The following is a 12,238-nucleotide window of genomic DNA, read 5'->3' on the forward strand; positions in this document are numbered from 1 at the left end:
CAATTATATGATTCTGGGCGGGATGCAAGTAAATCCGACTGATTTACTCGGTCAAAAGGTCGCGACCGTACTGTCGAATTTCCTGAAAACAACCAAACCTTCGACCAGTGTATCGAGGAACAAAAAAACCGCACCCGAAGGTGCGGTTTCTTTAAGCAGTGATGTGCAGTTCTTAGCCCTGACGCGCTTTGAACTTGCGCTGCGTCTTGTTGATCACGTAGACGCGGCCTTTGCGACGCACAATCCGGCAGTCACGGTGCCGGTTCTTGAGCGAGCGGAGCGAGTTCCTGACCTTCATGGTCTGTCTCCAATCTGCGGCGCCTTCATCAAGGACGTGGCCAGCGCCTGGGTTACTCGGGTGTCCCGGAGAACCGGAACAGTGAAATCATGGTGGGCGGTACAAGGATCGAACTTGTGACCCCTTCGATGTCAACGAAGTGCTCTACCGCTGAGCTAACCGCCCACTTTCCCTTTGCGTGCCTTGCCCCATAACGAAATGGGGCGCGGATCCCCGCGCCGGTAGCGGGTCTATAAAAGGAGTCGCAAATGGGTTCAAGGGGTTTGGAAGAACAATTTTTCCGGTCTATGTTGATTACGAGCACGGAGGGATCATGCAAAGCGCAGCCTATGTATTGGATATGCCCGAAAACCGCACCTCGTGCGTGGTTTTTTCATCGCCTCACAGCGGGCGGGAGTATCCTGAGGCTTTTCTGAACCGGTCCGTATTGAACCGGAGCGTGATTCGATCCTCAGAAGACGCCTTTGTTGATCAGTTGTTCGCGCCCGCCGCGGAAAACGGTGCCCCTTTGATCAAGGCGGCCATGCCACGCGCCTATCTGGATTTGAACCGCAGTCTGGATGAACTTGACCCGGCCTTGATCAGCGGTGCCCGCAGGCTCGGGCATAATCCAAGGGTCGCGTCAGGGCTCGGGGTGATTCCCCGCGTGGTAGCCAACGGTCGGGCAATTTATCGCGGCAAACTCACCATGGACGAAGCGCGGCTGCGCATCGACACTTATTGGCGCCCTTATCATGCGCGGTTGAAATCCCTGCTGGCCGAATCACACGAGATGTTCGGACAGGCAATTCTGGTGGACTGCCACTCGATGCCGCACGAGGCGGTGGCCATGGCAGGCACTGCGCGCGGAAGGCGGCCCGAGATCGTGTTGGGCGACCGGTTTGGCGCGTCCGCATCCTCTGAGGTTGTGGACCTCATTGAAGCGGCTTTTGCGGCAGCGGGTCTCAACGTGGCACGCAATGCGCCTTTTGCCGGGGCATATGTGACACAAACCTATGGTCGTCCCGGTCGCCAGCAGCACGCTGTTCAGATCGAGATCGATCGCGCTTTGTACATGGACGAAGAAAAAATCGCGCCCAATGCCAATTTCATGGCGTTCTCGAAGCTGCTCAGGCAGGTGGTCCGGGAGATTTCCAGCCTGGGTGCGAGCCCAGAGCGTCTGGCGGCGGAATAATATCAGCGCAGCGCACGGCCCTTCATGATTGCTTCGGCCCCGAACCGCTGGCGAATCTCGTCCGTGGCCCGTTCGGCCTTTGATCTGCGGGCAGCATCCGGATCCAGCAGGTCGCCGGAAATATCCGCCTGATCCGCCGGGCAAAGGTCAGACAAACCACAGCCCAACAACCGATACGGCCCCTGATCGACAACCTGATCGAACAGGCCCCGGGCCGTGCGGTAAATCCGGTCGGCAATCTGTGTCGCATCCCGCAAGGACACGCGCCGCGTCAGGATCTTGTGATTGGCTTTCTTCAGTTTCAACGTGACAACCCGACCTGCCAGATCCTTTGCCTTGGCGCGGTCCGACACTTTCAGGGCCATGCGCCACAAATGGCCGTCCAGAATATCAAGGCTCGACGTGTCTTCGAAAAATGTCGTCTCGTTGCTGATGGATTTCATCGGCTCATGCGCAGATACGCGTCGCTTGTCCTGACCCCGGGCCAAGTGCCACAGGCGATATCCCATCGAACCGAACCGTGCGGTAAGTGCCTCCTGATCCCAACGCAGCAAATCACTGAAAGTTCTGATCCCGGCCTGGTCCAGCGCTTCCTGCGCAGCCGGGCCAATGCCCCAGATCAACCTTACGGGTTTGTCACTCAGAAACTCTGCCGTTTCCGCCTTGCCAATCACTGAAAATCCGCGCGGTTTGTCGAGGTCCGATGCGACCTTGGCCAAAAACTTGTTGTGACTTAACCCGATTGAGCCGGTGACACCGATTTCATCCTTCATGCGCTTGACCAGACGCGCCAGCATGACGGCCGGTGGCGCGCCATGCAAACGTTCGGTTCCCGACAGGTCCATGAAGGCTTCGTCCAGCGACAGGGGTTCGACCACGGGTGTCAATTCATCCATCATGGCGCGGATGTCGCGCGACACCTGGGCGTAGACGGACATGCGCGGCTTGATCACGACGGCTTCGGGGCAGAGTTGCAACGCCTTGAACATGGGCATGGCCGACCGGACACCGCGAATACGGGCAACGTAGCAGGCAGTTGAAACAACGCCGCGCTTGCCGCCGCCAATGATAACCGGTTTGTCCGCCAGTTCAGGGTTGTCACGTTTCTCCACCGAGGCATAGAAGGCGTCACAATCCATATGGGCAATCGACAGGTCAAACAGTTCCGAGTGAGTCTTTACCCGCGGACTGCCACAGGCAGTACAGCGTTGTTCGTTTGACAATGTGGTCAGGCAATCTCGGCAAAGACCGGGCATCTGCGTCCTCATGCGTTCCGCAGTTGGCTTGGAAGTTCTTTATATCACCTGTGATCCTGGATCAAAGGCCCTGCTGGCATGGGATGATTTGAAAAGAAGACCCCCCGCACATCGCGGGGGGAAGTAACGAACCTCAGGAAGAAGCGGTTCGTAGGGGAGTATTTCCCCTTCAGAATCCCTGAAAATCATTAGTTTCGATAGGATGAAGGTTGTGCCGAGAAAACTCGGGTTTTGAATGTGTGTTTTCTGGCACAGAGACGATTTGGCGCGGTTTCGTCAAAAAGTGACCTTAGGTCAACTTGTTGCGCGGAAAATCCAACGCAAAACCCACTTGAAATGACCAGGTGGTCTTAGCACACCTTGAGAGAATTTAATTTGGAAAGAACGGCCTCAGCAGCGGCCTTTGGGTCTTTTGCCTGATAAATCGGGCGGCCAACAACGATGTGATCTGCGCCATCCTGAATGGCGCTTGCCGGGGTGGCTACACGTTTCTGATCACCAAGCGCTGCGCCAGCCGGGCGCACACCAGGGGTTACAATCAGACGCCCTTCAGCCTGTGGCAGAGCACGGATCAGGGCGGCTTCCTGCGGGCTGGCGATAACGCCATCAGCTCCGGCTTCAAAGGCTTTGGCCGCGCGTTCGACAACCAAGTCCTGCACATCGCCGGATTTCAGAAGACTTGCGTCCAAATCGTCGCGGTTCAGCGAGGTCAGGATAGTCACGGCGAGGATCTTCAGGTCTTTACCCGCAGCACCTTCTTTGGCAGCGCGCACCACATGAGGGTCACCATGCACGGTCAGAAAATCCAGATCGAATTGCGCCAACCCCCGAACGGCATTTTCTACAGTATTGCCAATGTCGAACAATTTCATGTCCAGGAAGATGCGCTTGCCGTGGTCCTGTTTCAGCTCGTTGGCCAATGCCAACCCGCCACCGGTCAGCATACCCAGCCCGATTTTGTAGAAAGAAACGCTGTCCCCCAAACGTTCAGCCATGGCCAACCCTTGCAGAGCGTTGGGGACATCAAGGGCTACGATCAGGCGGTCATCTGACATGGGGGCGCTCCTTTTTGGCAAACGTCTGCGTCCTAGCGGCTTCGGGCCGCTCTGTCCATCTGCTAAGCCGCGCAGGCAGCTTCAATTCGTGTTATCGTGCTCTGTATTGATAACTTGAATTCAAAATAAGGGGTAAAAAATGAATAAGCTGGTTCTGCTGGGCGCGTTGATTGCACTGGCCGCGTGTAATGACACGCCACCCGAAACACCGGACACAGGGGCTGCACCAGTGCCGACCAATGACGATTTGCGTTTGGTTGGTGGTTACAGGTCTGAGGGTGATTGGTGTCAACTTACTGGTGAAACGGCGTTTACCGGCAATTTCCTGGACCATACCGCAGATCTGGTCTCTTGCCCGACGGGAAGTGCGGCAGCCCAAACTTTGGTGAATGATCTGGGTGCCGTTCAGGTCGCCGAGACTGGTGGTTATACAGTCTATACCATCCAGCGCGAATAGGTCGATTTCTGTGTTTTAGCCTCTTGAACCACCGAAGATATTTCCCAGATTGAATGTGAGGCTTCGACCGATATGTGCTGCCAGGCGGGCATGTCAAAACGGGGCGCTTGGAAAAGGAGAATATCATGGACTTGAACAAGTTCACCGAGCGGGCACGGGGATTCGTGCAGGCTGCGCAGACCATTGCGCTGCGCGAGGGGCACCAGAGGCTGGAGCCCACGCATATACTCAAAGCACTGATGGATGACGATCAGGGGTTGGCCAGCAACCTGATCACACGCGCGGGCGGCGCGCCGAGCCGCGTGGTTGAGGCGCTGGACACTGCGATGGGGAAAATCCCCAAGGTCAGCGGTGACGCGAGCCAGATTTACATGGATGGCCAGACTGCCAAAGTCCTGGACGACGCCGCAAAGATAGCCTCAAAGGCAGGCGACAGTTTCGTGCCGGTTGAACGTGTTCTGATGGCGCTGTGCATGGTGAAGTCCAAGGCCAAGGATGCATTGGACGCCGGAGCCGTATCAGCGCAAAAACTGAACGAAGCGATTAACGACATCCGCAAGGGTCGCACCGCTGACAGCGCGTCGGCGGAAGAAGGCTATGACGCGCTCAAGAAGTACGCGCGTGACCTGACCGAGGCTGCAGCCGAAGGCAAAATTGATCCGATCATCGGTCGGGATGAGGAAATCCGCCGTTCGATGCAGGTTCTGTCGCGTCGCACCAAAAACAACCCGGTTCTGATTGGTGAGCCCGGCGTCGGTAAGACCGCGATTGCCGAGGGCATGGCCCTGCGTATCATCAACGGCGATGTGCCGGAATCGCTGAAGGACAAGAAGCTGCTTGCGCTCGATATGGGTGCGCTGATCGCCGGTGCGAAATATCGCGGTGAATTCGAAGAACGCCTCAAGGCCGTTCTGACCGAGGTGACTGAAGCTGCGGGTGAAATCATCCTGTTCATCGACGAAATGCATACGCTGGTCGGTGCCGGGAAATCTGATGGTGCAATGGATGCGGCCAACCTGATCAAGCCTGCGCTTGCCCGCGGCGAGCTGCATTGTATCGGTGCGACCACGCTGGACGAGTACCGCAAATACGTGGAAAAAGACGCAGCCCTTGCGCGCCGGTTCCAGCCTGTAATGGTGCAGGAGCCGACGGTCGAAGATACGATCAGCATCCTGCGCGGCATCAAGGAAAAGTACGAACTGCACCACGGTGTGCGCATCTCGGATTCAGCGCTTGTTTCAGCGGCGACCCTGTCGCACCGCTATATAACTGACCGCTTTCTGCCCGACAAAGCGATCGACCTTGTCGACGAGGCCGCATCGCGTTTGCGGATGGAGGTCGACAGCAAGCCCGAAGAACTCGATCAACTCGACCGGAACATCCTCCAGATGCAGATCGAGGAAGAGGCACTGAAGCTTGAAGATGACGCGGCCTCGAAAGATCGTCTGGAAACCTTGCAAAAGGACCTGGCCGATTTGCAGGAACGATCCGCCGAGATGACAGCGCAATGGCAGGCCGAACGCGACAAGCTGGCGGGTGCCCGTGACCTGAAGGAACAGCTCGACAAGGCGCGCGCTGATCTTGAGATCGCCAAGCGTGAAGGCAACCTGGCCAAAGCGGGGGAACTGTCCTATGGCGTCATCCCCGAGCTTGAGAAAAAGCTGACCGAGGCCGAGAACGCCGAAAGCAATGGTATGATGGCCGAGGAAACGGTGCGCCCTGAACAGATTGCTTCTGTCGTGGAACGCTGGACCGGTATCCCGACCTCGAAAATGCTGGAAGGTGAGCGCGAGAAGCTGTTGCGGATGGAAGACGCTCTGCATTCCCGCGTGATTGGTCAGGATGCAGCGGTGACTGCTGTCGCCAACGCCGTGCGCCGTGCGCGAGCGGGTCTGAATGACGAAGGCCGCCCACTGGGATCGTTCCTGTTCCTCGGACCGACCGGCGTGGGTAAGACCGAGCTGACCAAGGCCGTGGCGAACTTCCTGTTCGACGACGACAACGCGATGGTGCGCATCGACATGTCCGAGTTCATGGAGAAACACGCGGTTGCCCGTCTGATCGGTGCCCCTCCGGGCTATGTCGGTTATGACGAAGGCGGTGTGCTGACCGAAGCCGTGCGGCGCAGGCCCTATCAGGTCGTGCTGTTTGACGAGGTCGAAAAGGCGCACCCGGATGTGTTCAACGTGCTGTTGCAGGTTCTGGATGACGGTGTGCTGACCGATGGTCAGGGCCGCACCGTGGACTTCAAGCAGACGCTGATCATTCTGACGTCGAACCTCGGCTCTCAGGCGCTCAGCCAGTTGCCCGATGGCGCGGACAGCGCGCAGGCCCGCCGTGACGTGATGGATGCAGTGCGGGCACATTTCCGGCCCGAGTTCCTGAACCGTCTGGACGAAACGATCATCTTTGACCGGCTCAAGCGGGCCGATATGGATGGCATCGTCGATATCCAGATGGCGCGTCTGCAAAAACGCTTGGCGGCCCGCAAGATCGAGCTGGTCCTGGACGATGGCGCCAAGGAATGGCTGGCCAACGAAGGCTATGACCCTGTCTTCGGAGCCCGCCCGCTGAAACGCGTGATTCAGCGCGCCCTGCAGAACCCGCTGGCCGAAGCGCTGCTGGCCGGTGATATCAAGGATGGTGAGGTCGTTCCGGTCACCGCCGGGGCAGATGGCTTGATCATCGGTGACCGGTTGGGGACGTCGGAACGGCCCCGCCCGGATGACGCAGTGGTGCATTGACTTAGGCACAAACGGAAGACCCGCCGTATTGGCGGGTCTTTATTTGTCTGAATCTACGTTCTCCGACGCGCCAAAATTCCCCGGCTTGTCCGGGATGGTGGGCCTGCGGGAAATGAGTGCTCACATTCGCATTCGAAGCCAGCTTTGTGCAATAGTCCCAGAATTTCTTCTCTGCCGAATGTGCGATGGCGCCATTGCAGCCAGATGATCGCATTGCACCAATGCGGCTTTGACACCACCAGATACAAACGACCACTAGGGCGCATCAAATCGTGAATCTGCTCAAGTGCGCACAAAGGATCGAGGCAATGTTCGATGACATGCGCAGCCAGTGCCACATCAGCGGGTTCCAGAACGACAGACCCTAACAAGCCCTGCACAAGTCTTGGCTCGACACCCCGCGCCTGTAACGCGCTTTGACCCTGTTTCAACATGGCTTGACTGGGTTCGAGAAGGGTTACTTCGACGGGTGACCCATGAACAGCGACCCAGGCTTCTGCAAACGAGGCGGTTCCGGCACCGATATCAACAACCCGATTGTTATGCTCTGGCGCGAGCTGACTTGCTGACAGAAAACCAAGATACGCATCGTAATAACCAAGAGCACGCATCTTATCCCGCCATTTTGGTGCAGCGGTATCATAGCGCCGTGTGGTATCAGATTTGGTCTTGCCCATTGGCTGGCTTTCTCTCAGTGCCTACCACTCATGGAATGCGCAGAAGGAAACTGGCCCACTGAAGAAAGCGGGCCAGTTTCGCCGTACGTCAGTTAGGTCAGATCAGCGCAAGTATCCGCGCCGGACCTCCGGTACCGCCAGCGTGTTTCGGTGCGCCAATAACAAGTGTCGCGCCCGTCGCGGGTACCCGGTCCAGATTGGCCAGGCATTCGATCCCGAACCGGCCAGAAGGCAACCAGGCATAATGGGTGGCGAAATCCGCAGACATGCCGTGATCCAGTGACAAGGTGTCAACGGCAATTGACCGCGCCCCGGTTTCCTCCATCAGCATCTGCGCAGCTTCAACGTGAAAGCCTGGGTAATGCTGCGCTTCGCCGTCGAAATTGCGGAACTTATCCGTAGCGGTTTTGCCTGCCCATCCCGAGTGCATGGCGACGCAGGCCCCGTCGGGGATGTCACCGTTGGTGGCTATCCAGGCTTTCAGGTCATCAGGGGTTAAACGCGTATCGGCGTCTTCTGCTGCGCGGGCTGCGATATCGACCACGCAAAGTGGTGCAACCAGATCTGAGACCGGGATTTCATCGACTGAAGCTCCATCCGCAGAAAAGTGCAGTGGGGCATCTATATGCGTGCCCGTATGCTCATTAATCGACAAATTGAACAGATTGAATCCGTGTTCCGCGAAATTGAATGCCTGTTCAGCCGAGATGCCCGGCTCTCCGCCCCAGGTCGGGAACTCCGGGCTGAGCGTGTGGGTCATGTCTTGGACACCGCCATGCCCCGCGGCCAGTGCGGCCGGTGCCATTGCTCCGGTTGCGGCAGCCGCAACACCCGATGCCGCAGCAGCTTTGAAGAACCCGCGCCGGGACAGCATCCTGTCTTTTACGGCGTTCATTACACAGATATCACACATTTTTGTCCTCCCATTGCGGCCACGCGGCTGCAAAAACAGGCCCGCCACACTGTTGATCGCGTATGGTGCCTGTCGGACAGAGTGCAGTTTTGGACCCGCAGTTGTAAAGACTGCAGGCAGGCTACCCGGCTGTAATTCTCCTTTCAGAGCCAGCTCTGAGTAAAACGTATATGCCCGGCGTAATGTTCGAGCACCGCGAGTTGGCTCAGGTCGTGACGACCGTCAAACAACGGGCAAAGCGCGGCACAGTCCGCCTGTCTGGGCCTGTCGCCAACCGGAACGTTACAATCACGTCGCTCAAACGTGACGCCTGTTTCCATGGGTCTGTGCTATCAGCACCCTAAATCTGTAATGACAAACGAATATGACGGAGACCCAGATGGCGCATCGCTGGACCAATACATTGACACATGCCTACGTCACCCCACGGGCGGCGTTCCTGAACCGGCGGCAGGTCATGGCCGGGATGGCGGGTGTTGGTTTGGCGGCAATGGGTCGACCAGCTGCGGCGCAGGATGCGCTGGAGCCGAACACGTGGGAAGAGATCACGAGTTACAACAACTACTATGAGTTCGGGACCGGAAAAGATGATCCGGCGAAATATGCACATACGCTGGTGACCGAACCCTGGAGCGTCAAGATTGACGGTCTGGTCGATCGTCCCGGTGAGTATGATTTCAAGGACATCCTGTCCGAGATGACGATCGAAGAACGCATCTATCGCTTCCGTTGCGTTGAAGCCTGGTCGATGGTCATTCCATGGAACGGGTTCGAATTGGCCGATCTTCTGAACATGGCAGGGATTAAAGAGGGCGCGAAATACGTGGCGTTCGAAACGGCCCACCGCCCGGATGAGATGCCGGGAACACGCTATCCAATTCTGGAATGGCCCTATCGCGAGGGTTTGCGCCTGGATGAGGCGATGCATCCGCTTACGATCATGGCCACTGGTATCTATAACAAGCCGATCCCAAATCAGAACGGCGCGCCTTTGCGTCTGGTCGTGCCGTGGAAATACGGGTTTAAATCGATCAAGTCGATTGTCCGTATCACGCTTGCTGAAGAAGAGCCGCCCACCAGTTGGAATATGGCCAATTCGCGAGAATACGGGTTTTATAGCAATGTAAACCCGAACGTGGATCATCCGCGCTGGTCACAAGCCTCAGAACGTGAAATCGGCGGCGGCTTGTTTGCCTCGCGTAAACCGACGCTGATGTTCAACGGTTATGAAGAAGAGGTCGCCAGCCTTTATGAAGGTATGGATCTGGCCAGGAATTACTAGAATCATGCAAGCTATCAATCAGACACTCCGGCGTATTCCGGTATGGGCTGTTTATTTGACGGGGGTGCTGCCTGCGCCCTGGCTGTTCTATCTTGGCCTGACTGGCGGTTTGGGGATCGAACCGATTGAGGCGCTGGAGCACCGCTATGGCGAACTGGCGTTACAATTGCTGATTGCCGGTCTGGCCATCACATCCTTGCGCCGATTTGTGGGCTTGAACCTGATGAAGTTCCGTCGGGCCATTGGCGTGCTGACTTTTGTATATGTCAGCCTGCATCTCCTTGTCTGGCTGGTTCTGGACGTACAGCTTCCCAGCCAGATTTGGGCGGATATTCTCAAGCGTCCTTATATTACAGTTGGAATGGGGGCGTTTCTTTTGCTGTTGCCTCTGACGGTAACATCCAACAACTGGTCGGTGCGCCAACTGGGGCCGCGTTGGCGCAGGCTGCATTGGCTGGTGTACCCGGCCGCTTTGCTGGGCGGCCTGCATTATGTGATGCTGGCAAAAGGGTTTCAGATCGAGCCGCTGATCTATTTGGCAGCTATCGTCATCCTTCTTACCCTCCGGTTGCCGATTCCAAGCCTGTCACTCCAGTCCAACACAGCAGATTCTGCCTGACTCGGAAGCGAGTCTGTGAGTTACATTATGAACAAGGTGATAAAGTGCGGAACCCCGTCTGTGTTTCCGACGATTTTGGCGCGCCTCCGCTTGATATGAATCAGCTAACAATTTGAAAATAAATAATTAATTTTGAAATCTGCATTTTCTATAGTTTTTGTGCATTTTCCGCTTGCGGGTAGGGAGTCTAATCCGTAAATACCCCTTCACCGGCGCAGCTGAGGTTGGCCTGACGGACTGGAAAGACGGTTGAGACGCACCGGAGAGACGGTGGGCATCTGAGGTTGGGGTTTAGGCGGTTGCGCTAAGGGATTGGCGTTACGGTCTGGTTTTTGGCTCTGGGTGTTTTGTTCTTTGACATTGATGGATAACTGAAGAGATATGTGGGCGGTTTGGTTCGTTTCGACGGATTGAATGTCTGTATATCGCGCTCTTAGGGTTTATGCCCGATGATAGAGTGTCAGCTTCACTGTTTGTACGGCTTTCGGTTTCTTAGGAGACCTGAAGCACAGACAAACAGATGACTTTTGGTTGCACCCTGCCTAGCCGGGTAGGGGTATTGCCTAATCGCGCTCAAGTAGCCGAATAGGCGGTAGCGCAATCAAAGATGTGCAGAGGTTCGAACGTCAAGGATATGATGGCAACATCATTTCAACTTGAGAGTTTGATCCTGGCTCAGAACGAACGCTGGCGGCAGGCCTAACACATGCAAGTCGAGCGCGCCTTTCGGGGTGAGCGGCGGACGGGTTAGTAACGCGTGGGAATATGCCCTTTGGTACGGAATAGCCTCTGGAAACGGAGAGTAATACCGTATGAGCCCTTCGGGGGAAAGATTTATCGCCAAAGGATTAGCCCGCGTTAGATTAGGTAGTTGGTGGGGTAATGGCCTACCAAGCCTACGATCTATAGCTGGTTTTAGAGGATGATCAGCAACACTGGGACTGAGACACGGCCCAGACTCCTACGGGAGGCAGCAGTGGGGAATCTTGGACAATGGGGGCAACCCTGATCCAGCCATGCCGCGTGAGTGATGAAGGCCTTAGGGTCGTAAAGCTCTTTCGCCTGTGAAGATAATGACGGTAGCAGGTAAAGAAACCCCGGCTAACTCCGTGCCAGCAGCCGCGGTAATACGGAGGGGGTTAGCGTTGTTCGGAATTACTGGGCGTAAAGCGCACGTAGGCGGATCGGAAAGTTGGGGGTGAAATCCCGGGGCTCAACCCCGGAACGGCCTCCAAAACTATCGGTCTAGAGTTCGAGAGAGGTGAGTGGAATTCCGAGTGTAGAGGTGAAATTCGTAGATATTCGGAGGAACACCAGTGGCGAAGGCGGCTCACTGGCTCGATACTGACGCTGAGGTGCGAAAGTGTGGGGAGCAAACAGGATTAGATACCCTGGTAGTCCACACCGTAAACGATGAATGCCAGTCGTCGGATAGTATACTATTCGGTGACACACCTAACGGATTAAGCATTCCGCCTGGGGAGTACGGTCGCAAGATTAAAACTCAAAGGAATTGACGGGGGCCCGCACAAGCGGTGGAGCATGTGGTTTAATTCGAAGCAACGCGCAGAACCTTACCAACCCTTGACATCCCAGGACCGGCCCAGAGATGGGTCTTTCACTTCGGTGACCTGGTGACAGGTGCTGCATGGCTGTCGTCAGCTCGTGTCGTGAGATGTTCGGTTAAGTCCGGCAACGAGCGCAACCCACATCCCTAGTTGCCAGCAGTTCGGCTGGGCACTCTATGGAAACTGCCCGTGATA

At 56.4% G+C, this 12,238-nt stretch carries 10 protein-coding genes, 1 tRNA gene and 1 rRNA gene; 6 read left to right on the top strand and 6 right to left on the bottom strand.

Annotated elements, in window-relative coordinates; genetic code table 11:
- Positions 1–172 precede the first annotated feature (172 nt).
- Both ykgO and AC2FLZ_RS16120 read right to left on the bottom strand, forming a co-directional pair.
- Complete coding sequence (gene ykgO / locus AC2FLZ_RS16115; protein ID WP_085868787.1) at positions 173–298, bottom strand: type B 50S ribosomal protein L36; 126 nt, start codon at positions 296–298, stop codon at positions 173–175.
- 90 nt (positions 299–388) lie between these two features.
- Positions 389–463 (bottom strand) — tRNA-Val (locus AC2FLZ_RS16120).
- Positions 464–611: 148 nt separating this feature from the next.
- Here AC2FLZ_RS16120 and AC2FLZ_RS16125 point away from each other — a divergent pair.
- Complete coding sequence (locus AC2FLZ_RS16125; RefSeq protein ID WP_496715664.1) at positions 612–1,472, top strand: N-formylglutamate amidohydrolase; 861 nt, start codon at positions 612–614, stop codon at positions 1,470–1,472.
- Positions 1,473–1,474: 2 nt separating this feature from the next.
- On the opposite strand, the gene AC2FLZ_RS16130 is transcribed toward AC2FLZ_RS16125, so the two are convergent.
- Positions 1,475–2,728 (bottom strand): DNA polymerase IV, encoded by a 1,254-nt coding sequence (locus AC2FLZ_RS16130; RefSeq protein ID WP_480555932.1) that lies wholly within the window; start codon positions 2,726–2,728, stop codon positions 1,475–1,477.
- Between the two features lie 350 nt (positions 2,729–3,078).
- A complete protein-coding gene (gene pyrF / locus AC2FLZ_RS16135) occupies positions 3,079–3,783 on the bottom strand; it encodes an orotidine-5'-phosphate decarboxylase (RefSeq protein WP_496882415.1) in 705 nt (234 codons plus the stop codon).
- Positions 3,784–3,922: 139 nt separating this feature from the next.
- Here pyrF and AC2FLZ_RS16140 point away from each other — a divergent pair, with 139 nt between their 5' ends.
- Both AC2FLZ_RS16140 and clpB read left to right on the top strand, forming a co-directional pair.
- Positions 3,923–4,240 carry a hypothetical protein gene (locus AC2FLZ_RS16140; RefSeq protein ID WP_480521174.1) on the top strand — a complete coding sequence of 106 codons (318 nt, stop codon included), beginning with the start codon at positions 3,923–3,925 and terminating at the stop codon, positions 4,238–4,240.
- Between the two features lie 125 nt (positions 4,241–4,365).
- Positions 4,366–6,984, top strand: coding sequence for an ATP-dependent chaperone ClpB (gene clpB, locus AC2FLZ_RS16145; RefSeq protein WP_496882416.1), 2,619 nt, complete (start codon positions 4,366–4,368; stop codon positions 6,982–6,984).
- 53 nt (positions 6,985–7,037) lie between these two features.
- Here clpB and AC2FLZ_RS16150 read toward each other — a convergent pair whose 3' ends face one another.
- Both AC2FLZ_RS16150 and AC2FLZ_RS16155 read right to left on the bottom strand, forming a co-directional pair.
- Positions 7,038–7,661, bottom strand: a complete 624-nt coding sequence (locus AC2FLZ_RS16150; protein WP_480474869.1) for a class I SAM-dependent methyltransferase — start codon at positions 7,659–7,661, stop codon at positions 7,038–7,040.
- A gap of 97 nt (positions 7,662–7,758) precedes the next feature.
- Positions 7,759–8,574 carry a cyclase family protein gene (locus tag AC2FLZ_RS16155; RefSeq protein ID WP_480555930.1) on the bottom strand — a complete coding sequence of 272 codons (816 nt, stop codon included), beginning with the start codon at positions 8,572–8,574 and terminating at the stop codon, positions 7,759–7,761.
- Positions 8,575–8,953: 379 nt separating this feature from the next.
- On the opposite strand from AC2FLZ_RS16155, the gene msrP reads away from it, so the two are divergent.
- The 3 genes from msrP to AC2FLZ_RS16170 form a co-directional block, all read left to right on the top strand.
- Positions 8,954–9,856, top strand: a complete 903-nt coding sequence (gene msrP / locus AC2FLZ_RS16160; RefSeq protein ID WP_480607486.1) for a protein-methionine-sulfoxide reductase catalytic subunit MsrP — start codon at positions 8,954–8,956, stop codon at positions 9,854–9,856.
- Positions 9,857–9,860: 4 nt separating this feature from the next.
- Positions 9,861–10,475, top strand: coding sequence for a protein-methionine-sulfoxide reductase heme-binding subunit MsrQ (gene msrQ, locus AC2FLZ_RS16165; RefSeq protein ID WP_480555929.1), 615 nt, complete (start codon positions 9,861–9,863; stop codon positions 10,473–10,475).
- A 652-nt stretch (positions 10,476–11,127) separates the two neighbouring features.
- Positions 11,128–12,238, top strand: a 16S ribosomal RNA gene (locus AC2FLZ_RS16170); the annotation flags it as partial.

The organism is Ruegeria sp. YKSF131 (assembly GCF_059612645.1).

Bases quoted from the DNA above. Each gene is read 5' to 3' on its own strand.
- ykgO (WP_085868787.1), bottom strand. From the start codon at position 298: ATGAAGGTCAGGAACTCGCTCCGCTCGCTCAAGAACCGGCACCGTGAC.
- AC2FLZ_RS16125 (WP_496715664.1), top strand. From the start codon at position 612: ATGCAAAGCGCAGCCTATGTATTGGATATGCCCGAAAACCGCACCTCG.
- AC2FLZ_RS16130 (WP_480555932.1), bottom strand. From the start codon at position 2,728: ATGCCCGGTCTTTGCCGAGATTGCCTGACCACATTGTCAAACGAACAA.
- pyrF (WP_496882415.1), bottom strand. From the start codon at position 3,783: ATGTCAGATGACCGCCTGATCGTAGCCCTTGATGTCCCCAACGCTCTG.
- AC2FLZ_RS16140 (WP_480521174.1), top strand. From the start codon at position 3,923: ATGAATAAGCTGGTTCTGCTGGGCGCGTTGATTGCACTGGCCGCGTGT.
- clpB (WP_496882416.1), top strand. From the start codon at position 4,366: ATGGACTTGAACAAGTTCACCGAGCGGGCACGGGGATTCGTGCAGGCT.
- AC2FLZ_RS16150 (WP_480474869.1), bottom strand. From the start codon at position 7,661: ATGGGCAAGACCAAATCTGATACCACACGGCGCTATGATACCGCTGCA.
- AC2FLZ_RS16155 (WP_480555930.1), bottom strand. From the start codon at position 8,574: ATGTGTGATATCTGTGTAATGAACGCCGTAAAAGACAGGATGCTGTCC.
- msrP (WP_480607486.1), top strand. From the start codon at position 8,954: ATGGCGCATCGCTGGACCAATACATTGACACATGCCTACGTCACCCCA.
- msrQ (WP_480555929.1), top strand. From the start codon at position 9,861: ATGCAAGCTATCAATCAGACACTCCGGCGTATTCCGGTATGGGCTGTT.